At 44.1% G+C, this 23,600-nt stretch carries 20 protein-coding genes and 1 tRNA gene; 5 read left to right on the top strand and 16 right to left on the bottom strand.

Features of this window, described 5'->3' with window-relative positions; translation table 11 throughout:
* Positions 1-583: 583 nt before the first annotated feature.
* Genes B147_RS0119830 through B147_RS0119815 form a run of 4 tightly spaced genes read right to left on the bottom strand, consistent with a single transcriptional unit; the run spans position 584 to position 1,629 of the window.
* Positions 584-823, bottom strand: a complete 240-nt coding sequence (locus tag B147_RS0119830; RefSeq protein WP_020588953.1) for a YheU family protein — start codon at positions 821-823, stop codon at positions 584-586.
* On the bottom strand, positions 820-1,107 hold the full coding sequence (locus tag B147_RS0119825; protein ID WP_020588952.1) for a GIY-YIG nuclease family protein: 288 nt from the start codon (positions 1,105-1,107) through the stop codon (positions 820-822). Before B147_RS0119825 ends, B147_RS0119830 begins: the two co-directional genes overlap by 4 nt.
* On the bottom strand, positions 1,104-1,355 hold the full coding sequence (locus B147_RS0119820; RefSeq protein WP_020588951.1) for a hypothetical protein: 252 nt from the start codon (positions 1,353-1,355) through the stop codon (positions 1,104-1,106). The genes B147_RS0119825 and B147_RS0119820 overlap by 4 nt, the downstream gene beginning before the upstream one ends.
* Positions 1,336-1,629, bottom strand: coding sequence for an integration host factor subunit alpha (locus B147_RS0119815; RefSeq protein ID WP_020588950.1), 294 nt, complete (start codon positions 1,627-1,629; stop codon positions 1,336-1,338). Before B147_RS0119815 ends, B147_RS0119820 begins: the two co-directional genes overlap by 20 nt.
* Before the next feature lie 747 nt (positions 1,630-2,376).
* Here B147_RS0119815 and B147_RS0119800 point away from each other — a divergent pair.
* Positions 2,377-2,958 (top strand): tyrosine-type recombinase/integrase, encoded by a 582-nt coding sequence (locus B147_RS0119800; RefSeq protein ID WP_020588947.1) that lies wholly within the window; start codon positions 2,377-2,379, stop codon positions 2,956-2,958.
* A 2,336-nt stretch (positions 2,959-5,294) separates the two neighbouring features.
* Complete coding sequence (locus B147_RS0119790; RefSeq protein ID WP_020588945.1) at positions 5,295-6,377, top strand: tyrosine-type recombinase/integrase; 1,083 nt, start codon at positions 5,295-5,297, stop codon at positions 6,375-6,377.
* A 47-nt stretch (positions 6,378-6,424) separates the two neighbouring features.
* On the opposite strand, the gene B147_RS0119785 is transcribed toward B147_RS0119790, so the two are convergent.
* Positions 6,425-6,511, bottom strand: a tRNA-Leu gene (locus B147_RS0119785).
* Between the two features lie 145 nt (positions 6,512-6,656).
* On the opposite strand from B147_RS0119785, the gene B147_RS0119780 reads away from it, so the two are divergent.
* From B147_RS0119780 to B147_RS0119770, 3 genes are all read left to right on the top strand, one after another.
* Positions 6,657-7,277 carry an FmdE family protein gene (locus B147_RS0119780; RefSeq protein ID WP_020588944.1) on the top strand — a complete coding sequence of 207 codons (621 nt, stop codon included), beginning with the start codon at positions 6,657-6,659 and terminating at the stop codon, positions 7,275-7,277.
* Positions 7,278-7,584: 307 nt separating this feature from the next.
* Positions 7,585-10,608 carry a hypothetical protein gene (locus B147_RS0119775; protein ID WP_020588943.1) on the top strand — a complete coding sequence of 1,008 codons (3,024 nt, stop codon included), beginning with the start codon at positions 7,585-7,587 and terminating at the stop codon, positions 10,606-10,608.
* Positions 10,609-10,696: 88 nt separating this feature from the next.
* Positions 10,697-11,131 (top strand): hypothetical protein, encoded by a 435-nt coding sequence (locus B147_RS0119770; protein ID WP_020588942.1) that lies wholly within the window; start codon positions 10,697-10,699, stop codon positions 11,129-11,131.
* Positions 11,132-11,207: 76 nt separating this feature from the next.
* On the opposite strand, the gene B147_RS0119765 is transcribed toward B147_RS0119770, so the two are convergent.
* From B147_RS0119765 to B147_RS0119715, 11 genes are all read right to left on the bottom strand, one after another.
* The gene (locus tag B147_RS0119765) at positions 11,208-11,573 is read right to left on the bottom strand and encodes a YdbL family probable chaperone protein (RefSeq protein WP_020588941.1); all 366 of its coding nucleotides are present in this window, start codon (positions 11,571-11,573) and stop codon (positions 11,208-11,210) included.
* Positions 11,573-11,800 (bottom strand): YnbE family lipoprotein, encoded by a 228-nt coding sequence (locus tag B147_RS0119760; RefSeq protein ID WP_020588940.1) that lies wholly within the window; start codon positions 11,798-11,800, stop codon positions 11,573-11,575. The genes B147_RS0119765 and B147_RS0119760 overlap by 1 nt, the downstream gene beginning before the upstream one ends.
* A 14-nt stretch (positions 11,801-11,814) precedes the next feature.
* Positions 11,815-14,709: an intermembrane phospholipid transport protein YdbH family protein gene (locus B147_RS33000; protein WP_020588939.1), complete on the bottom strand. Its 2,895-nt coding sequence runs from the start codon at positions 14,707-14,709 to the stop codon at positions 11,815-11,817.
* Positions 14,699-15,676, bottom strand: a complete 978-nt coding sequence (locus B147_RS0119750; protein ID WP_020588938.1) for a rhomboid family intramembrane serine protease — start codon at positions 15,674-15,676, stop codon at positions 14,699-14,701. The genes B147_RS33000 and B147_RS0119750 overlap by 11 nt, the downstream gene beginning before the upstream one ends.
* Positions 15,673-16,521, bottom strand: a complete 849-nt coding sequence (locus tag B147_RS0119745) for a putative molybdenum carrier protein (RefSeq protein ID WP_245569065.1) — start codon at positions 16,519-16,521, stop codon at positions 15,673-15,675. The genes B147_RS0119750 and B147_RS0119745 overlap by 4 nt, the downstream gene beginning before the upstream one ends.
* Positions 16,522-16,751: 230 nt before the next feature.
* A complete protein-coding gene (locus tag B147_RS0119740) occupies positions 16,752-18,995 on the bottom strand; it encodes a dynamin family protein (protein WP_020588936.1) in 2,244 nt (747 codons plus the stop codon).
* Positions 18,996-19,007: 12 nt separating this feature from the next.
* The gene (locus B147_RS0119735) at positions 19,008-19,535 is read right to left on the bottom strand and encodes a YqgE/AlgH family protein (protein ID WP_020588935.1); all 528 of its coding nucleotides are present in this window, start codon (positions 19,533-19,535) and stop codon (positions 19,008-19,010) included.
* Positions 19,536-19,907: 372 nt separating this feature from the next.
* Positions 19,908-21,356 (bottom strand): mannose-1-phosphate guanylyltransferase/mannose-6-phosphate isomerase, encoded by a 1,449-nt coding sequence (locus B147_RS0119730; RefSeq protein WP_020588934.1) that lies wholly within the window; start codon positions 21,354-21,356, stop codon positions 19,908-19,910.
* A 10-nt stretch (positions 21,357-21,366) separates the two neighbouring features.
* Positions 21,367-22,323 carry an ArsR/SmtB family transcription factor gene (locus B147_RS0119725; protein WP_020588933.1) on the bottom strand — a complete coding sequence of 319 codons (957 nt, stop codon included), beginning with the start codon at positions 22,321-22,323 and terminating at the stop codon, positions 21,367-21,369.
* Entirely contained in the window at positions 22,304-22,981 is a 678-nt protein-coding gene (locus B147_RS0119720) for a metal-dependent hydrolase (RefSeq protein ID WP_020588932.1), read from the bottom strand. Before B147_RS0119720 ends, B147_RS0119725 begins: the two co-directional genes overlap by 20 nt.
* Positions 22,982-23,158: 177 nt before the next feature.
* On the bottom strand, positions 23,159-23,551 hold the full coding sequence (locus B147_RS0119715; RefSeq protein WP_020588931.1) for a universal stress protein: 393 nt from the start codon (positions 23,549-23,551) through the stop codon (positions 23,159-23,161).
* Positions 23,552-23,600: the final 49 nt, after the last annotated feature.

Genomic DNA, 23,600 nt, shown 5'->3' with positions numbered 1-23,600 from the left:
TCAATGCCGTTGACTTAAGAAAAACAACCCTAAAATCAAGCTGTTATGTCACATTTTATTAAATGTTTCACTGCCTTTCAAACCGATCCAGTAATTTTCAAAAATACCAAGATGTCTGAATATAAAGGTCATGGAAATTTCGAGAGGTTCACCCCTCCCACACGCCTTGCTCAGATATATAACCTTAACATATTGAAATAACTCATCATCTTCTTAAGTCAACGGCATTGACTAATTGATAAGGAGAAGCCTGAGGACGAAAATATAGCAATCGGATCAATAATCAATAAAATAAGAGCTATTCTCGGTGTCGAAGAATTACTACAACTGCGAAGGCTAATATTAAAGAAAACAATGTCTAACATTATAAACACTTAACAAGGCCAATTCAGCCGACGCAAAAAAACCGCGCGGCTGATTGGCCTCGTTAAAATAGCTGAACCTTACAGATTTTGAGGAATCCAAAACCCAACAATCTGTCTATTGATGTGGGGTATCAACTCTTCCCAGTACCCCCACCACTACCAAAAGCATTGCTTCCCATAGCAAAAACCAGCATCCCCACCACTACCTGAACTAAAGCTCACCCCAGTGCCTTCACCAAAGGATCATCACTTCTCAAAACAGTGCAGGATTCAGTTTCCTGGTCGAAAACAATCACAGCCTTACCGGATTGTAGCTGGGCCATCACCTGGGCAATCTTGGTTTCCAGGGGAACCTCCACCCCGCCATAGTCCGTGCCATCCCTGGTCACAAATTCTTCAATGACACCATGCAAAGCTTCAGGGCTCAATTGATCATAAGGAATTTTAACAGCTTTCAATTTTCAGGTTTCCAGTCATTCAGCGTTGCTATTTTTTTGTGGGTCGGTGTTCTCTTGATTTGATATTCAAGCTGGTATGCCTCGCGTTTTGTCAAATGTCCTTTGACGGCAGCCAATTTTACCGGCAGGCGGGATCTTGTATATTTGGAGGCAGTCCCTTCGTTATGCTTTATCAGCCGATTTTCCAGATTTTTAGTGACACCGCAGTACAACGTTTCATCAGCACATTGCAGGAGATATGTGGACCAGTTTCTGTCAGATTTATCTGAGATGACTGGTTTCATTTGATCTCAATTCCATTGTCTGAAAGAAACTTGGTTGATTTGCTGCAAACAGGCGCTTTCGTTTCCAGGGTGATTATGGCTCCGGGGACGATCTTTTTTATTTTGTCTGCTTTATCAAGGATAGCATTGGCATCCTTCATGATGATCCGGCTTTTTCTGTCGATAGAAAGGACAAAGTTATCGTGATCATCCTTCAGCAAAACTGTTCGCGCCGGCAGGCCATATAATTTAGGGTCTATTTTGTCCATTGATTCGGTCCTTCATTTTCCCGGCACATTTAAATGTAACCACCCGCCTCTTGGCCAGCACCATCGAATTCCCGGTGGCTGGATTTCGTCCCTTTCTCGGTTGTTTTTCATTTACCTGAAATTTCCCGAAACCGCTGATCATAAGGTCCTCACCAGAAGCAAGGGTGACTTTTATGATTTCAAGAAGCTCCTCTAACACGTCTTTTGCTTCGGCTGGACTACAATCATTATTCTCTGCAATCCGTTCAACAATATCAGTTTTTGTTAGTGCCACAATTTGATCCTTCCATTTAAAAAAAAACGCCCTTCATACCTTTTGAGCGAGGTTGGGTCAATAGACAATTTAAGAAAGAGCGCTTCATTGATGAAACACATTTTTGTACCCTACATTATTTTCTGGGAAAAGCGAACACGTTATTGGTGGTTGAATAGGATGGTTGATGATGGGTTTTTCTGGTGGAAGGCAGTACTGATAGGGGAGTACAAAGATTGGTACTGGATAGGGTAGAACAGATAGAACACTATAGAACACATACTTTCAGTACTTTTACATGAGAACTGAATTATTTAAATTACCCCCAAACCTGTGTTCTTATGTGTCCACTTGTTGAAATGTGTTCACCCCGCTGATCATATTTACCACGTCGATGGCTTCCTGCTTACTCAATTTAGTTCTGACTTTTAGCGCCTGGATCAGTTCGAGTTTGTTCATGAGTTACTCCCGTCATTAATTTTTGCCGGAGGGACTTTTACCGATTTCCGGGAAATTATCAAGTTCGGAATTAAACCGTCCGTATACGGACATGTCAACTTTCCGCAGATTAAAAATCGATTTCTACACGTATAGAAACGCACTCTCAACACTATCCGAATGCGTACTTTTGCCCGAAGGTAAGCATTCGCAAAACCATCAGGACCTTATCATTTAGGGCTTTCAGCAGTTTTCTAAAATCAACTCAGTTTTGAAAGGCCAGTTTGTGGCCATATCTATACCAAACTTAACATTGAAGGAGGGACAGCCATGTCCAGAACCAGCACCACCAATTTAACCGTGGAACCCATTCGCAACACCAAGGATGTGAAAGCCATCTCCCGGCTATTGCAATCCAGACCCAGAGATTACCTACTTTGGGTCATGGGAATTAACAACGGCCTACGGGCAAAAGACTTGGTCCGCATCAAATACAGCCAGGTGGAAGGCGCAAAGTCAGGGGCCGTAATCAACATCATCGAAACCAAAACCGGCAAAAACAACGTACTGGTCATCAACAAAGCCGTGCATAAGGCGTTGCAAGCATATCTGGCAGAAGTTGAGCCAGCCCTGGATGATTTCCTGTTCAAGTCCCGGAAAGGCAACGGCCACATAACCAGCCAGAGCGTAGGTCGCATGGTTCGGTCTTGGGCATCTGCCATCAATCTGAAAGGCCAATACGGGGCACACACCTTGCGAAAAACCTGGGGCTATCAGCAGCGGACCATGCATGGTGCAGGCTTCGAGATCCTTTGTAAGCGGTACAACCACTCCTCCCCCGCGATCACGATGCGATACCTGGGCATAGAAGACCGGGAAGTTTGCGAGCTGTTGATGAATGAAATCGGATAAAATTTTTTTGATTAAACCATTGTCCACTGCCCAGATCCTTCATAGGCAATGGTGACGGGCTTTGGACGATAAGGACGATGGATTTTTAAAAACTCTTGTCATCGGTTGCAATTTTTGCTTTCATGTTTGTCATCTTAAATCAATTCCGATTAAATGAGGTCTGATCAATGAATGAGAACATCTTAGATGTGACAATTGCCCCTCAATGCCCGCATAAAGATTGTGGACAAATNTTCAACGAATCGAATCTACGCCTGGNAATCTATCTGAATGGGATCTTTTTTCTGGTTAAACCGGAAAAGGGTATAATTGGTTTCACCTGTCCGCGATGCCAAAGGACAGTCACGAACAGTGCCAGCTACAATGATATTTTAAAGATCAAAGATATATTATCTAATTCGCTTGTGGAGATTGAATCATACTCAGAAAGTGAAGACGGAAAGATGTTGGTCAATCCTAAAAGCAGTTTTGATGCGAGCCTGGACTATTTATCTCCCTTTATGCTGAGTGCTGAGGTAATGAATGAATTGGACATACGTTATTTGGGGCTGAACTATAACAAAAATATCCCTGCCTCAATTGAGATAGAACGTTACATCGAAGAAGAAGGACTAAAGGACAAGTATTGTTCTTTTGCCGGTGATGCAAACAATCCCATAAGCACGTTCAGAACAGTTTATTGGTTTGATGAAGGCAACATCGGGCGTTGTCTGAATTACGAGGCAGAACACCGCGTCAGGATTTTTCCCCGCTATCATTATCGAACTGATCTGGTTAAGCAGATCCATTCGCTTCTTGGGATCAACTATTTCATGGGNAAGACTTTTGAACAGGCAAAGGTCGATCACGAAAAAGAAAATGCACAACTGATAAGAAATCTGACAACGTATGCTCGTGAACACAATTTGAATGTTGAAAAACTCTTAGAAGATAATAATATCAATGAATCTTTTGCTTTGATCGATATAATTGAACAGAATGAAAGCCGGATTGCAAAAGACCCCATCATTCCGGCACAGTTTCTAAAAATTTTAACCTCGGGACCAGCTCCTCTTGGCAATTTAACTGCCGATATCTGTAATTATCTCTGGGCATCAGTCAATCCTTTCGAAAATAGAGCTTTCCCGGAATTCTTTGTTGATGAAATTGATGATCCTGATTTAGGGGTCAAAATCCAGGAAAAAAATAAAAAGCACATCACTATGGCAAAACTGGTTCAGGAGAACTCTAACAAGCAGTATGTTCAGGATTTTTTAAAAACAAATGTCGTCGATTTTGTGGAAGAATATGAAGGTGCTATACAGTCAAACGAGTTCTCATATGCCCATCTCTGGTCACTTAAGGACAGCTATCTTGCAGGATTGCATAAAGCCACACTCAACGGGCTCTCCGAACAAGCCCCCTATGTCATGAAAAAAGAGGGAAAGGCCTGGAAAATGGTCTTCAATGGTAAAACTATTGGAGGGTTGAGGCAAATAGGTTTCTCGTATCTTTATCATCTTATATGCCACCCTAATGAATACTTCTTCCATGAGGATTTATTTATTGCAGCGGGCAAAGGCATGCCTGTTTCAGAGGCTGAAGATAATAATGTTGAGTATGTTGACGCTAAAGGAAAACCTGTTGCCACCCGCGCAATTGATGACAAAGGTCTTCGGGATTTGTTTAAGCGGATCAAAAAGCTCAAAAGTGAGCTTGACGATGCCATAGACTTCAAAAGAGAAGAAGGTGGCATAAAACTGAACAAAGAACTCGAACAAACTAAAAAGTATCTTAACCAAGTCTACGACAAAAAAAAGAAGAGAATTCGTTACCTTAAGGATGCCAACGCAAAGAAAGTTACCGATTCTGTTGGCAAAGCGATAAAACGAGCTTTGGACGATATACAAGAAGAAAATCCAGATGCCTACCAGCATTTCAGCAAAGCTATAGGGATCAACAACCTTTACCAGGACTCCCTCATGTATCGCCCGGCCCCGGAAGATAAAATTGATTGGATCACAATCGGGTAACCAAGGATTTATTCCCCCTAAAAAACAGAAACATTAAAATGCCTCCTACTTCGGGAGGCTTTTTTTCTATCATTTTTAATAGATATAAAATTCCGACACAAAAATTCGTATCACGTCAGCCAACATCGCCATTTGTTTTCAGAGAAAGTTTAACCCTGGAAACGGAGAACAGATTTACAATGGCTGGCGGAAAAAATATACTGACACCAGAGGAAACCGCAAAGTACCTGAAAAAAAGCGTGAGCTGGGTTTACAAACACGCAGAGGAACTTGGCGGAAGGAAGCTCGGAGGTTCATTATTTTTCCCAGCAGAGGAGGACCTCTATGAGTTTATATTTTGTAAAAGGAAAAGGGTGGAGGTACGACTTCACCCAGAACGGAAAACGGTACACAAAGACTTGGTTCAAAACGAAAAGAGAAGCCAAACAGGCCGAGGCCAAGCGAAAGGAGGAAGCACAGAACCCGGAACATACGGTGATCACAGCCCCGATCCCAACCGACATGGAATTTTTGGATTTGATCAATAAATGGCTGGATCACGTTCAAGCCTATAAATCTGAGGAATACTATAAAACGAACAGAAACATGGCCAGACACTGGGTGCAAAAATGGGGGAAAGTATTGTGCGCGGAGCTATCAACGGAAATGATTGAAAAACGACTTATAGAACGGAAGAAAGTTTCCGCCTATTCCGCGAACAAGGAACTGCGTCACTTAAGAATAATTTTCAATTTTGGCAAAAAGAAATTTAATCTGATTGCCAATCCCACTGATGGTATTGAGTTCTTTCCGATGACCAAAAGAATAAAATATATCCCATCACCAGATGACATTGAAAAAGTTTTAAATGTTGCAGATCCTGAAATCAGAGATTACCTGATGGCAATTAAAGACACAATGGCCCGTGTTAATGAGATCAATCGTCTCACTTGGAATGATGTCGATTTGGAAAACAGGTATTTAGTTTTATACACCAGAAAAAAGAAAGGTGGGCATTTAACACCCCGAAAAGTGCCAATAACTCAAAGGTTATATAAAATATTGTGTGGACGCTATACAGCGCGGAACACTGATTATCCTTGGGTGTTCTGCAATACTTATATCGATTGGGACTCTGGAAAAGAGGTAACCACGCAGTTCAAATATCGTTCCACTATTTTGAAAACCTTGTGTAAAAGAGCAGAAGTAAGAAGATTTTCATTCCATGCTCTTCGTCACTCTGGTGCTTCCATTTTGGATAATATGAATGTACCCCTTGGAACAATTCAGAAAATCCTTGGCCATGAGAACCGTACAACAACTGAAATATATTTACACAGCATTGGCGGTTCTGAAGTGGATGCGATGTCGATTTTTGAAACAGCGACCCAAAAGTCTCACACGGAGTCTCACACAGAAGGCTCTTGATGAACGACAAAAGGGTTAACCAATTCGGCTAACCCCTTGTTTTTATTTGGTACCTGGGACGAGAATTGAACTCGTACACCCTTGCGGGCGAGGGATTTTAAGTCCCTTGCGTCTACCAGTTCCGCCACCCAGGCATTTAATATTGTGGAAAATATATTATTGCGCCTGGATTTGCAAGTCTAAATCCGCAGTTCTTGCTTGACACGTGATCGTTCTGTATGTTTTAAGCAATCTGATGTGGCGTTTGGAAAGGCGCATATAGCTGATAAAGGAGTGGTTATGCCGAATTTGCCAACGGAAAAACAAAAATTATTTCAAAAATGTATCGAATTTCACGGTCATTTGTGTCCGGGGCTTGCATTCGGGTTCCAGGCGGCCATGGCCGGTATGGACTTCATTTCAGAAGCACGGGCACTGGACGAGGAGATTGTGGCCATTGTTGAAACAGATGCCTGCGGAACTGATGCGATCCAGGTGATTACAGGATGCACCTTTGGCAAGGGCAATTTCATTTTTAAAGATTATGGGAAAACCGCATTCACCTTTATCAGCAGAAATTCAGGGAAAGGCGTTCGCATTGCTAAAAAATACGACCCTGAACCGCTTCTGGGGGCAAGACATCAGGAATTGACACAACTGATAAGGGAGAATAAAGCAGACAAAACTGATCATGAAGAGTTCTGGGATCTTCACAGGGCAAAGGCTATGCAAATTCTTGAACAGGCACCTGAACAACTTTTCACCATCACCGGAATAACGGTAGCCATGCCTCCCAAAGCAAAGATAGAGCCTTCACATCCGTGTGACGGCTGCAAAGAGCCCACCATGGCCTCCAAATTAACCCAGGCAGACGGCGGCTTGTTCTGCCAAGGTTGTATGGCGGGCATGAAATTGCAATAGGCCCTAACCACCTTAAAAAAAATTTGAGTTAAATGAAAAAACCATGCCTTGGCGTCATAGTCCAACCGTCTATACCTCATAACGATCTTTTGAAATCCACATCCTGTAAACGAATGAAAAATATGGCATTGATTAAAAAAAGGCATTAGAATACGAATAACAGCCATGGACTGGGCTATCACCATCCAGACTCAGCCCATAATAAATATTGAAACATCTCTGTGGGTTACAGAGGGTTTCTTATAAAAAATTAATAAAGGACCGATTATTTTTACAGCAACCCAATTCACATAAAGGCGGATTTCTGATGCAGCGGGCCATTAATTCCATTTTTTTTGACAAGCGGGATTACAAACTCATTGAGATTGTAAACTCGGTGTATAACGAACCCAAAAAGCTTGGATACACAGGCAAGTCGCTCTATCCGTTTTTTCACCCTTTAGGGATCAAAGAGCTTGCGGAATCCAGGGGCCTTCGCGCTGCATATTCAATTATCAATCTCATGGAATCCATTAAAAGCGGTGATATCACAAGCAGACTTAAAGCCCTGGCAGGCCTTAAGGACGACATTGTGGACACCGTTGGCGGCCCTATACCCAAAAATACATCCAGGGTATTGCTGCAAATCATGAAAGATCTGGTTCGGGCGAAGGAACAGCCTGAACTCCAGCTTAAACTGGCCCACGATTTCAGAATCGCCGCATTTGGCAAGCCCAGGGTTATCCGAAATTTGCTCGACCACTACCATCTGCTTGAAATGCCCGAAGAGTGGAATCAGATCACCTTTGACGACCATGTCCATGATGCTAATACCTCGGGCAGGAAAAGTGCGACACATCTGATCATGGATGCCTGGATCAAGGGCATTCGAAGACTGCGTGTAATCTACTACCACTATATTGAACCCAAATGCGCACTGGAGCTGATTGAAGCGGCCAGAATCATGGAAATTGATCTAAGAATCGGAATTGAATTCTGGCCCCTTCACCGGGACAGATATATCTCCATTATCTGGGTCTCCAGGGGACTGCCGAACCTTGAATCTTTTTTGAATTTTCTTACCCAACCCACAGTGATTCAGTTCATGGAACAGGGAAAAGCCCTTGTAAAATTCCAGGAAAAATATCTCTATCTTCTGCTGGACAGATTCAATGAGTCAGGACGTATGGAATTATGCAGGGATCTTGGGATTACCATGACGCCTGTGGGGGCTGAAGAATTTCTCGCCTTTGTCGGACCTGGTCAGCCGAGCTTTCAATACCTGGGCGAATTTATTCACTCAGAAGTTCTTAAGACCATTCAAGCAGAAATTTCTCAGTTAAAGGAGAGGGAGGAAAAGACTCCGGAGGCTGAAACGCATCTTGACCGTCTATCCAAAACCATGAATGATTTCATGGTCAGTGACATTCTTGAGCAACATCTTGATGCCGAACATTTTTTCAGCGGACTTTACGATTATGTTAACGAACAAGGCGATAGTGCACCGCCAAGGCTTTGTGTGCAGTTTTGCACGCTTTTGGATCAGATAGAGGATCTTCTTGACGATTTTAGAATTACCCAGAACCTTGACAGGCTAAGGCCTGAAGATGTGCTTGAACTTTTATATGAAAGCTGTGGCAGGATCGCTAGAATTGAAATTATCAATCTGAAAAAATACAATCCCTTGGACAATGAAATTATGCTTCGCGTCAATGAACTGCTGGCAGCGATCAACCAAGGAAGTATATTAAAATTAAAACGCATTATTTCAAAAATTATCGAAGATGTACAAAAACATGATGTAGATCAAAAAGAAGACCGGCTGAACAAACTGTCTGAAATCCTCAACGACATTAACGAATTCAAGCATATGTTTGATACCCGCCCCATCAGATTAAGAATCGGGTCTGACTCAACAAGCAAGCCTGGGCATTATGGTATGGGATTTGCGGTTATAGACACCCTGCCCTTCAGGGTCCGGCAGAAAATCAGAAAAAAAAACAGTGACAGGTTGCGTCTTCCCGTCAATGTTAAAACCAGTCTTTGCACCACCACATCACCACCTGAATTTCTTCCCGATGCTATTGCCGGGATACCTGGCATGCGCCTGTTATTTTCCACCAGGAAAAGGGAGTGGCTATCGGAATTCTTTCTACTGGACCAGACATCCAAAGGCGACCTGGTTACCCTTGGACGATCGGCTTTGATGGGGCACACAGATAGTTTTGTCGCAGAATCCAATGAAAAATCCAAGTCTGAAAAATCTTTTAGATATCTTAATACCAAGCTTAAAAATTTTTTCAAGGTCATTGTGGGATTTATTCCGGCACAGCTTTGTTTCATGCTGACCAAAGACTGGTGGCTTCTGGCCTATTTTGGTGCTTCGATCTGGTTCGGAATAACGGGCATAAGGAATGTGATTCAGTCGGTGCTCGGCGGGGGAGGTATTAGAAGGGCATCCCGTTTAAAATGGAATGACTATGTCAGTTGGGACAGGCTTGCGGATTCTCTCTTATTCACGGGGTTTTCAGTCCCGCTGCTGGACTATCTGGTTAAAACCCTTCTTTTGGACAATACCTTGGGCATTACCATAGATAACGGTCCTGTGATGCTTTATACCGTCATGGGCCTTGCCAACGGTATTTATCTTTCCACCCATAATTTTTTCAGGGGGCTGCCCAAAGGGGCCGTGACCGGGAATTTTTTCAGAAGCATTATTTCCATTCCTGTTGCTGTTGTGCTCAGTGCAGGCATCGGCGCTGTTTTAGGTATTTTGAATGTTCCCAATATTAACGGAGTCCTTCAAAAATGGGCGGCCATCATTTCAAAAGGGGCATCTGATATTGTCGCCGGATTCATTGAAGCGGCGGCTGACCGATCTGTTTACACGCGTCTTCGACAACAAAATATCCGCAAAAAGATATCTGAGCTTTTTGATATTTACTCCAGGCTGATCATGCTGTTTCCTGAAACAGAAGAGCTCAATATCCTGGAAAATTCAGACATGCTTTTAGATAACAAGAACTCGGAAGTCCGGGATCTGGCAACCCTGATCATCATCAATGCCCTGGATCTGTTTTATTTCTGGATGTATCTACCCCGGGCCCAGAGTTCATTAATCCGTGTGGTTTCTGACATGACGCCTGAAGAAAAGGTGATATTTTTCCAGGCCCAGAACATGCTGCGCCATGAGCATCATATCAGCAGATTGTTTGTGGACGGCATTCTGGGTAAAAATTTTTCACGCCCCCTCTCCTTTTATCTAATTTTATACTCCTCTTATCTCAACGGCATTGAAAAGGTAAAGGCATCCATCCTGCAGGATAGATTCGATGAGATGCCATATTCATAAACATCTTTTTTTATCTTGAAAATAACAACCAAATTGTCATATAATATTTATTTCATAATAATGGCTTATTTATTTTAAGGATAAATCAATGGCAAAAATGTTTTACACCGGGAACAGGGAATCCAAGCTTCTTTCTAAGATTGAGTCTTCAAAAGAGCGGGAAAGAATTAAAACCATCAGCGCTATCCGGGATAACATTGATTCATTCAGTAACAAAGTGTCCATGAAACTCATTGAGACCGGGCTCATTGAAACCGTGAGTAAATCCAGCGTGGAAAACCAGATTGTACGTTGCCTGGACAAACTGTGCCGGGCCGAGGATTTTGATATTGACTATGCAGTAGCCCCATTCAGATCCCTGGTTTCAAACCCCAATATTGCCAGCCTTTACCTGACCGCATTTGTGGTTGAAACATTGATCAACCACAAAGATGTCATTGACATCTACGGCAGCGACGATGATATCTATTTTTGTATTCAAAAAGAATTAACTGCCCTGATGGAGCGTGGTAGTGGGTATTGATCAGCCTCCCGGTTTATTTAAATTCATACAAGCCGCTTTTTTGGAATTGTTATCCCCCAAAAGCGGCTTTTTTACCTTATTTTTTAACCCAGGCACCGGCCTCATTCTGGTAATAATGCCCTTTTATTCCGTTTGAAAACAAAGCGGCTGCTCTTCTTTTCTGAACAAGCTGGATGGATACGTTTTGCTGCGTTGCAATATGGCTGTAAACGGCTTTTCGATCCATATTTTCGGCTGCCACCACATCCTGTTTTTCCTTTTTTGCCGTGACAAATCCCAGATAACCTGTATTGGTTTCACCAACAATGCCTTTATTTTTCAAATCGACAATCTGGGGCAGCCGTTGTTTCATGCGGTTTTTGATACTATCGGCAAAGGCCGCAGAACAAAAAACAAAAGACAGGACAATGGTCATAACAACGAGTGATTTAATAGGTTTCATTATTCGGATCCTCCTGTTTTAGACTGATTCTTTTCAAGTTTTTTCTGGGCCGCATCAATATCACCGAAGAAATCATCCAGGGCTTTATCAACCTTGACGTTTACATCAATTGTAATATGGATGGGTTTGATTTCAACCGGTTTGACTTCAATCTCGTGGCTGGTACTGCAAGCGGCCAAGGTCAGGAAAAACAAACTGACAACCGCAGCCCCACATTGTTTTAGCATGGCAACCTCACTGTTTAAGGATTCATAATGCGCTTTAAATTATTACTCAATTGAATAACCTGATTAAATGGCAGGGTTAAATTCACATCCAGTTTAATTCCCTGGAAATTTGAGCCGGGACTTTGGGCATCAACGCGAATAAAAGAATTCAGGTTCCGCTTATATTCAAAGGGTAAAGCAGACACCGGTTTTCCATCAAGCTGCATGTTTACGGCAAGTGTATCCCCATGGGTATTGAGTTTAAGCTTCACCCATTTGTACTCAAAATTTTTTAGCGCTTCTCCTGCAAGATCAAGCTGGGAAAATTCACGCGTATTCTTTGGAATTCCGGCGAGCATTCTGTCAAGGTTTTTGATATATATCCGGCCCCCCTCCCCGGGGGTGGAAAAAAGAAAGCCGTTATCAAATCTGATTTCGGTGCCGATTTCGGTATTTTTCATCACCACCGGGATACGCCCGCTTACGGTTCCGCCCCCTTCTGCATCAAAGGCGCCAAGCTGATAAAAGAGATCTTCCATTTCAAGGCGGTCACAGTACAAGGTTAAATGTATGGTTTTATCATCCGAAGGCACCCTGAACGCTTCTGTTGAGACAATACCATTGCACCAGTTAAATTTCAAATTTTCAATATTAATAGACTTTCCGTCTTCAAGGCTGAATCTTATTTTAGCGTTGTTGGAGTTAAAGCGCCCGGCATTAAATGTGTCAATATTTATATACTGGCCTGGAAGGGTTTCAGGGACCATAAGGTCATTGAAATGCATGTCGGCGGATATGCCGGAAGCCGAAAAACCGGATTCAATAAAATTAATTGTGCCGTTGGATACCTGGATATCGGCAGATGAATTGATTTTCTGATTTGCATAGGAAAAATCCGCCCCGGCGGAAATGTCAAATTTAAGATCATAAACTCCGGATATGCCGGGAATAAACGGAATCAATGTATTGTGGGTGACGGAAAACTGATTTGTGGCAATTTGTCCTTTTGCAAAAGGGCTCATGACCGAATCAAGGCCCGCCCGGGCGAAAAAATCAATAACCAGGCCCGGGAATCCGGCATGGGTCAATGTTCCAGTCATATCCACGGCAAAACCAGAGGTCTGTACAACTTTAGCAGACACAGCAGGGATAACGCTGTCATGCAGGATAATTTTTTTCGCCCCTGCCCGGCCGAAGGTTTTTATATTTCTAAAAGGATAGGTCACGGGCAGTTCAAAATGAACACCTTTGGCCCCAATGCTTTGATCTGTCTTGGTTATGTCCGTGTCATACAAAAAAGGGGTGATTTGATAACCGGCGTCTGCTGAGAAGGGTTTTTCAATTTTACCGGTTATTCCGGCCTTTCCCATAAATGCTGTGCCCGCTTTAGATACAATTCTTGCTTTATTGCATACCGCATTGATATTGAGAACAAGATCTTTACCGACAGTGCCTTTTTTTACAACAGATTCAAAATTGAATTCAGGGATATCCGCTTTTATGTCTTCTTGTTTTAAATGGATTGCGCGACTTTTGATCCGGGCCTTGGCACTGTCTAAAACAATGTTTGAATTTGAAAAGATGAATTCGGCATTTGATGAAGCATCCACGGATGCGGTTCTCATCTCTATGTTGCTTTGTTGAAAGGCAATTTTGTTGATCAGAGATTTGAATTCAATATGCTTCAAAGACTCGGGGCGCGCGAAGTTGCCGTTAAACTCAGTTGTTACCTGTACCCCGGAAACATCCAGAACGCCCGTGAGTTCATCGTCATCATTTTTCAAGGCCTTAATGCATGTCCCCAACAAGGCCAACGTTCCTTCCTGGTGTTCAAGATTACCTGAAGCACGAAGCCTGAATTGGGGATCAACAAGTTGAATTTTATCGAAAAAATTCACCGTGGACAAAGGAAAGGCCAAAAGTTCAGGTGTCACTTCCCAGGTCTTGGCGATGTCATTTTGAACCGTCAAAGAAAATTGCTCGATCGCTTCTGATGTGATCCGGGATGAAATGTCAAATCTGAAGGACCCCAAACCGATTCCAGGACCTCTGATCCGTATGGGCCCCTCTGCCGTAAGTACCATTGCTGCTTTATCAGAAGACAGACCGCCCGAAATTTTAGGAAAATTAATGTTCAACCCAGGATCAAGTTCAAGCCCTAAGTCATTGAGTTCAAAATGAAACGTTGAAAAATCTTTTGTTTCAATTGCGAACTTCACAGGCCCGCAAAAATTGCTTAAAACCTGGCCTTGGTCTGGAACCATGGCAACCAGCATTTCAGGATAAAGACGGTCTGATGAAATTTTCATTTCCACTGGACCTTGTAAAAAATTTCCCGTAGCCCCAAGTATGATCTTTTGGTTCATCGGAAAAATGGACAGTTTCATGTCCCCAAGATGATTTTGACGGTCCAGATGGACATCACCCGCCACCGGGATAGAAAACCGGTCTTTTCCGGTTTCAATGAAAATGGTGCTGTTTTTTAAAATAATGTGTGCCGGCAGATATGCAAAATAGGGTTCAAAGGCACTGATATTAAATACATGGTCTGAATGCTCCTGGTCCCTTTCCTGGGGAAATGAAAATCCGCTGATCCGGATTCTTTTTTTTTCATCCAGATGCAGGGTAACATTAAGCCCGGAAAGAATGACGTTTTCAATGCTGATAATATTTTTCGTATCCAGGCGGCAGCGAAGCCGGATCGTATCCAGACGCAAATCCTCACCCCAAAAAACATCATTGATCTGCGTATCATTGACCCCCAAACGGGAGACCGTAAAATCAACAGGCACATTCCCCGGCAACGGGCCAAGGGTTGAACGGACCAAATGCCGTGAGATCTCGGGCAAAAAAACAATAACACATTGAATAGACAGGACAAGCAGCAGACATACCGGCAATAAAATTTTTAAAACAACTTTAAATGGCATTTTTAATGTCTACACGCAGCAAAAGATCTCCCGGCGGCATACCCGGTGTGGACTTACCCATCCCCTTAAGCCGCAGCATAGATCCGCGCCGGATACCTGCAGGCACCACCACCCGGTAAACGGATTTTTTAAAGCCCCAGGGAATGGTGACAAGCTTTTTCGTGCCTGTGAGCGCTTCAAGGGAGGTCAAGACAATGGTACCGTAAAGATCAGATCCGCCAGACGGACTTGCGCCGGGGGTGATAACATGAAGCCTTGGACTGCGTTTTTTGACCGTATATTTATCAATTTTCTCACTGACTCCGGCCGTGGGCAATTTCGCGTTCAGGTGAATAAGTGCCATACCCGAAAGAAATCCGCCAATGTGGGCCCACCAGGCAACGCCGGCACCGGCACCCGGACCGGTGGCGTTAAAGAATTGAATGAAAAACCAGATCCCCAGAAAAACAAAGGCAGGGATACTGACAAACAAAGGAAAAATAAACACAGGGATCAGCGTGAGAATTTTATTTCCCGGATGAAGCAGAAAATATGCGCCCATAACCCCTGCAATGGCGCCGCTTGCCCCAATGGTCGGCACGGAGGATGAATAATTCAGCAAAAAATGAAAAAATGCGGCAAGCAGTCCGCAAACCAGATAAAACGTGATAAACCGGAACGGACCTAACTCCTGTTCAATATTGTCACCGAAAATATACAAAAACCACATATTTCCGATAAAATGCCAGAAACCGCCATGCAGAAACATATAGGTAAAAGGTGACAACAGTTTGTTCAGCCAGGAAAAATAGGCCCCCATCTGTGCCACGGTGTATTTGGCAGGGACAAAGCCGAAGCTATAGGAAACGGCCTGATTATCAATACCCGTAATCAGCTGCCAGACAAAAACCAGGCTGGTGATAAAGATAATGGAACGGGTTGCCACAGGCGTGGCAGTTGTTTCCTGTTCGTCTCTTATTGGAATCATGACGGCACCACCCTGAGTTTGAAATTTTCAGACAATCCGGTTTTAAGTTTTTTTAAAAGTTCCATCACCGCATCTTCAGGCGTATAGTCTCTAAGATCCCGTCCCTTGGAAAGAGACTTGAACAGGCTTGAATTTGTTTCATCCAGGTTAAGGGATAACTGCACATATTCAAGAAGGGTAAAGTAAATATAAGCCATCTGATAAGCCCGGCTCCTTGCGATCATGGTCTTTCCCCTGAGCGTCAGGCTCTGCTCAAGGGCCTGGAGGGCCTGATCCATGCTGGTGATTGATTGTGGGAAATCGAACCTTGAATCAATCATCTGGTCCGCCTGCCATGATTCTTCTTCGGTCTCAAGGAAATCCAGATACAATACGGCTGACAGAATCGCTTTAACGTCGTAATAGATATCAGGGTCATGGCCGGCCCTTGGGCCGGCAACATTAAGCACGCGGATATCGTGGTCCTCAATAAAGGCGTGAAGGTTTAATGACGCTTCAAAGATGTTCTGGTCCAGCAGATCTATTGTGCAAATCCATCTATCTGTTTTTTGTGCAAACGCATAGGTCAGGGCCGACCCGCCGGTTAAATTCCCCCTGGCAATGATCACGGTGCCGTCGGAATCAATTATATTTTGCCGGGTCCGGGCAGGATAATCCCTGGTATCCATCTCCTTTAACTTGTAAAAATCAGGCAACGGACCCGATTCGGTTCTCCGGCCTTTGGTAATCCATCCGCCATGGGGAACATTGAATTTTATGGCAGTATCCAAAGCAGCACGATCCGCCCCGGTCTGTCCGCCTGACACAATTTTATTTAAAAGACCCATGGCATCCTTATGTTGCATGCGTTTCGTAAATTATAACAGCCATGGGCTGATCTGACATATCAACCGAGCATAGCCCACAACAAAGCTTGAAAGATCTGTGTCGCTTACCCAGACTTTCTTATAATAATTTAACTATTATACCAATAAACGATAGGGGAATAAATAGTGCCCGAACGTTAAATCCGTGTTTGAAGGGTTTGAGAGAGGCGTGCATGCTCACAAAGTTGCCCGGGTGCAAGACGTGTCTGCTACAAAGAGGTTTCTACGGCGCACTCAAATGCGTTTGTTCCAAAATCCATGCTGAATTCATCAAGAAGCGCACGTATCCGGAGAATATCGTTTTTCGCTTTTTTTATCATAACAAGGTGCTGGTTCTTTTCCTCCTGTTTGAGGCAGAAAAGTGCATCCATATCCTTGTTCAAGGTTTCATACATGGTAAAACGTTGAAGAATTTTGTCTTTAAAATCACGTGTTACCGCATCTATTAAGGGGAAAAAATAATCTTGCTTCAAACTGCTGTGATAGGCTTTTATCTGCCGCTGCATCATGCCCAGGGTTCTTTTCTTAATTCTGGCGGCAGCCCTGTCAAGCCCGGGCGTGAAGGAAAACCGCACATGCTTGTCCATCATGGCGGATACAAACAACACCAATGAATGAAAACCAAAATCGGTCACGGCATTGGCCTGCATGGTCCGGGTATATTCAGGCGAAAAAATCTGGGCCGGCAAATGCAGCCCTAAAATCTTTTTGATGTTTTCAAGGTCCGCCGCCTTGGAATATTCTTCCTCTTCTTTGATCATTTCAAGGGAAACGCGGTCGTCCTCCCCGTCCCCCGGGGCACCCATGGTGACATAATCAATGCGGTAGGAATCCAGAAGAGATTTAAAATAGGACTCTATGCGCCCCTCCTGAATGCCCACCAATTGTTTGAGTTCCGGGGTGACCTGTTCAAGGATAAAAAGGTCAAGTTCACGCTTGAAGTCCTGGAACATCATATACAGAATCTGCTTAAAACCCGTTGCATCCACCCCTGTCCTGTAAGGCTGTGAGTCAATTTCGGCCTTACGGATAAATTCCGTCACAAGTTTCGTTATATTTTCGCTGTCTTTGAGGAATGCATTCTTTAAATTGGACTCAATCTCCCTGCGAAGCGCTGACACCGCTCCCGTTACTGAGTTATCAACGATAACCCTTAAACGCCTGGCATTGCCTTCAAGATCGGCAAGGTGTTTTCTGGCTTTTTCCTGGTCTAAAAGCCCGGCAGAAAACACATCAAAGAGAATTTTTATTTTTTCATCAATAATATGGGTTACAATTTTAAGCCGTTCAATGTGATTGGCGTAAAACAGATTGAACCGGGACGCTTCAAACAACAGATTAAATCCGGCAAGAAAGCGAGCATACTCTTTGGTGCAAAACCCGGTCATTTCCTTGTCCTCCTGCCAGAGCCCAAGGCGCTTTTTATTTTTGGATGAAAGCCTTTTGCCAAGGGCGTCGAACAACGTATACAAGGCTGAAAAAGAAAAAAGCCTGGCATTCGGCACTAAAAGTTTTAATTCGGCAATGGTTCTGTCCCGTATTTCCTTCAGGTTGTTTAAGTTATCATGTTCACTTAAATCACAGTTAAAAATAAAAAGGATGTTTTCCATCAGCCCAAGGCGGTTTATCCGTTTTAAAAATACCATGTCGGACTGACGAAGCCCCGTACGTGAAGAGATGCAGTAAACAATCAGGTTGGCAGCCTCAAGATAGGAGAATATTTTTTCAAGGACGGCAGGATCAGTGGAATCGGCACCTTGGCAATCGGCAATCTCAACGTTTTGATTAATGGTTTTTCCGTACACCTCCAGGCATACGTCTTTGACATAAAAAGCCTTGGCCGGATCTGCCGTAAATTGTTTGTGATTGTCAAAGGATTTGGCGTCAAAGCTGATGGTCTGTTCATCAGAGCCGATGACGTCCAGGCAATGTTTATATCCGTCAAGGGCATTACGGATGACCAGTGCCTCAGGGCGAAGTCCCTGGGATGTAATCGGAAAATCAGAGACAATGGTATCATAAATACGGCGCAGCCGCTGCCGGTCCTGGGTACGTCTAAGATCAAACGGTTGGAATTCGTCCCGGCCGGGAAACATCTCCAGACAGCGTTCAATTTCACTGTTGATGTCATCCCATGATTTAAGATGAATAATTGCCCTGTTTTTTTTACCCTTTCTGATACGGGTGGTAATGGATGTCACCACCCCTGCTCCGCGCTGAACCAGTTCCCTGCCTGAAACGGCGTTGATAAATGTGCTTTTGCCGGATTTGATTACCCCAACCACGGCCACGCGCAGCACCCCTTCACTGATGTAAGAAGGAATTTTGCTGCAAAGCTGTCTGCTTTCAACAAGGCTTTTATCTGAATGGTTTGAAACGGCAGCCAGACTGTCAATCACCGAGAGGGTGTCAGTGACTAAATTTTCTATGGATTCTTGGGGTTGTAAGGTCATTGGCCCGGCAAATCAGATCAGCATCATGGCTTTTTCATATTTCAGGTCCGGTTTGGTATCAAACATAATTTCCCTGGACATATCACAGGTAAGCCAGGCTGAATCGGCAAGTTCATTGTCTAACTGCATGGGCCCCCACCCGGCGCAGCCCAAAAGGATCATAAAGGTATCAGGCCCCTGCCCAATGGCAATGGCTTCCAGGATGTCCCGGGAGTTGCTCAACGCCAGCCAGTCTGAAATTTTAAGGGTCTCATTCCACTGAAACGGGCCGCAGTGAAGCACAAATACGCCTGAAGGCTGAACCGGGCCGCCAAGGAAAATATCTGTTTTATCGATACTCTCATTGCAGGTAATGCCTAAATCCTCAAAAAGTTCCCGACCGGTGAGTAACGGGTGGACTTTATTGACAATAAAGCCAAGGGCGCCGGATTCATTGTGCTCACAAAGACAAGTAACGGTCTGTGCAAAATTGGGATCCGGAAGGCCGGGAATGGCCATGATGAATTTACCTTTCATATTCTGTGTAATCTGGTCGTTCATCAATTTTTCTCCATAATGCCGGCCGGCATGTTTTATAAGAAACTCTCTGTAACCCACAGAGATGTTTTAATATTCGTTGTGAACCGAACCGCGGTCAAAGACCAAGGACGGTCCGTGACCGTTATATACTTTTTATTAATTTTGATATTATACCTGAATGCGACGACCTAAAGCCTTACATATCCGGCCAAAGAATCCTTGCGGCATTCAGATGACAAACAAACTTAATAGTACAAACAAAGTGATAATTTCAAATATTTTTATTTAATTTGCAATAATTTTTATATGAAAGTCTGTGTAACACACGGAGGTCTTTCAACTTTCGTTGTGGGCTCAGCCTTGGTGCTGATAGACCAGGTCGGCCCATGACCGTTATTTAGTGCCGGATTCTTTTCCACGTCCGTAAACATCATCAAACCTGACGATATCATCTTCCCCCAGGTATGGACCCGACTGCACCTCTATCAGTTCCAGGGGAATTTTACCCGGATTTTCCAGCCTGTGCATGGTGCCAAGGGGAATGTAGACAGACTGATCTTCCTTTAAAAGGATCTCTTCAGTGTCTTTGGTGACAATGGCCGTCCCGGACACAACGGTCCAGTGCTCCGCCCGGTGATGGTGTTTCTGCAAAGACAGCTTAGCACCGGGCTTTACGGTTATGCGCTTAACCTGGTACCTGTCCGCCATATCAATGGTTTCATAATCGCCCCAGGGCCGGTAGACTTTGGCATGGCAAACCGCTTCCTCTCGATTTTGCTCTTTTAGCTGGGTAACTATTTTTTTTACATCCTGAACCTGCTCCCGGGGGGCCACCAGCACAGCATCCTTGGTATCCACGATCACAAATTTTTCAAGGCCCACGGCTGCCACAAGGCGACTATCTGAATGGATGTACGTATCCGTGACATTGTGTACCAGCACATCTCCGCTGATCACATTATTGCATTCATCCTTGTCCCCGGTCTGCCACAAGGCGTCAAAGGAACCCAGGTCATTCCATCCGGCATCAAGAGGAACGACAACGCCTTTTGCTGTTTTTTCCATAACGGCGTAGTCGATGGAATCCTCAATGATCGCTTCAAATGCGGCTTTATCCACCCTGAAAAAATCCAAGTCCAAATTCCCACGTTTAATCGCTGTCCGGCATTTTTCAAGCATGTCCGGGTCAAAATCCCCAAGCTCGGAAATAACGGAAGAGGCCTTGAACATGAACATGCCTGAGTTCCAGCAAAAATTGCCGGATTCAAGATAGGATACCGCTGTCTCATAATCGGGTTTTTCCACAAACCGATCAATCATGAACGCCGGATTTGAATTATCCAGTTTATCTCCTTTCTTGATATACCCATAGCCTGTTTCCGGGGATGAGGGTACGATACCGAAGGTAACCAGTTTGCCCTGCCGGGCCAGTTGCTCACCCGATTGAATGATTTTATGAAACACTTCAATATTTTTAATTTCATGGTCTGCGGGCAGTACCAGCATCACAGGGTCATCCTGATGCTCAGACTCAGGATTATCATCAAGAATCAAGGCTGCCAAAGCAATGGCCGGGGCCGTATTCCTGGCAGCCGGTTCAAGAATAATCTTGAAATCATTGATATCAATCCGGCGGATCTGCTCTGCAGTCATGAATCTATGGTTCTCATTGCATATGACCACCGGCGCACCAAGGGCGTTAAGACCTGATAACCGCAAAAGGGTATTTTGCAGCATGGTATGTTCGTTATACAGATTAATGAGCTGTTTGGGATACAAAGACCTGGACATGGGCCACAGTCTGGTTCCGGAACCGCCGGCCAGGATAACAGGATAAATCATTGTCTCTCCATTATTTTTGTGCAAGATAAAAGGTTAAGGTCAATGTCTTTTCAACCGGATAAGATTCGAAATGTTTAAGATTGAAACCGGTTCTCTCCAGCCACCCTGAAATCTGCTGTCGGGTAAACCCCAGCCAGACCCCCCCAATGATATCTTTGATCTGTTCCTGATCATGTTTTAAAAAATCCACCAGAAGAAATAAGCCTCCGGGGTTAAGGACCCGGTACACCTCCCGGATCGCTTTTTCAGGCTCGGACACATGGTACAGCACCATACTCATCAACGCCGCATCCGCTTCCTGTTCACGCATGGGAAGGTGTTCCAGCTCTCCTATGCGAAGCTCTAAATTCCTGCTTTCCGGCAGCCGAAGCCTTGCCTGTTCCAACATCTCGGGTGAGACGTCCACACCGATAAGTTTTTTCTCACCACTGCCGAGAAGACCGGCAAGCATCTCACCGGTTCCGCAGCCAAGATCGGCAACAACCGACGCCTTCTGAAGATAGTCTTCAAACACAGAGTTTGGATCAAAATCGCCAAGGACTTTCCTTTTTAAACGGTCCCACCGCGGGGCCGCGGTTTTGAAAAAACGCCTGGATTTGTTTTTTCTTAACATGATACACTGCTGTGTACGGGCCAGATCTTCCTGCAATTCCAGGTCGTTTTCAAGCTGTCTGCAGGCAAGAACAACAAGTTCCCGGTTATATCCGTTTTTGTCCGCGGCATAATATATGAAACTGCCGTCTTTGCGTGAGACCAGCAGTCCTGCTTCAAGCAAAATTTTTAAGTGCCGGGACACCCCGGACTGCACCATGTTCACCACGGAGACAATTTCATTCACATTGAGTTCAAAATGCTCAAGAATAAACAAAAGCCGCAGCCGGGTAGGATCAGATAAGGCTTTGAACTGTTTAATTATTTCCATAAAGTACTGGATGGCCCGTTTAGGATTAAATCGTGATTTGGTCACCAAAATTCATAATTTTACACGCAATGCCGTTGGCACTAACTTTTTCACAGAAATCTTCAGGATTTGCCCGGATCACATCAAATGTGTCGTAGTGCATGGGAATGGCCTGAACCGGTTTGACAAAATCACAGGCTATGGCTGCATCTTCAATGCCCATGGTGAAGTTATCGCCTATGGGCACCATCATGGTATGAATATTATTAAGCTGCCCGATAAGCTTCATATCGGAAAACAGCCCGGTGTCTCCCGTATGATAAAGCGTGATGCCGTTGATGGTGATCACAAATCCTGTGGGCGTACCATGGCAGACATTATCCGGGGTGACTGAACTGTGAAGGGCCTGGGTTAACTTTACCCGGCCGAAATCAAACTCAAAGGCCCCGCCGATGTGCATTCTATGGACATTAAGTCCCTTGGTGCCTAAGTAAGAGCCAAGTTCATTTTCACAGATGCATAATGCATTACATCTTTGGGCAATGCTCAGGGTATCGCCAAGATGATCCCAATGACCATGGCTGATCAGAATATAGTCTGCTTCCACATCTTCGGCCTTAACCGGTGATGTGGGATTATCATCCAAAAATGGGTCAATCAGAATTTTTGATCCGTCATCACAGGTAATCTGGAAAGCGGAGTGGGAAAAATATCTAAGTTTCATAACAGGAACCTCTATTAGAAAGTCTGTGTAACCCACAGAGATCTTTCAAACTTTGTTGTGGACCGGACCAGGGGTGAGATACCAGATACGGTCCGTGACCGTTATATAATTTTGATCAAACAAAAATAATGGGCAGCAATCAAGCACGTGCTGCCCAAAACAAAAATGAAATGGTGTTTACCTTACGCTGACAACCGGGCAGTCCGCCTCTAATATCACTGTTTGAGCCGTGGAACCAAACAATAGTTTTCCTACATTTGAACGGCTTTTCACACCAATGATAATTTCATCCACATTTTTTTCATTTGCAAACGCAACAATATCCTCTCCGGCCTCCATGCCACGGATCAGAAGATGTTTTTCACAGGTTATCCCCTGCCCTTTGAAAAAGACTTGCGCCTCATCCAGGTTGCTTTCTGCTTCCAGAATTTTTTTCTGGTCCTTTTCAGTGCCCTCCAACATGGAGGTGACAACCAGTACTGTGGCATCAAACGCCTTTGCATGCTCAACGGCGAGCTTGAGCAGATCCTGACCGATATTGACGCCTTTATATCCAACGAGAATTTTCATATATTTCCTCTCTATTTTCGTCACTTATTTTTATCAACTCGATACCATA

Source organism: Desulfobacter curvatus DSM 3379, from assembly GCF_000373985.1.
GTDB classification, from domain to species: domain Bacteria; phylum Desulfobacterota; class Desulfobacteria; order Desulfobacterales; family Desulfobacteraceae; genus Desulfobacter; species Desulfobacter curvatus.
This window is presented reverse-complemented; position numbering and strand designations above follow the sequence as displayed.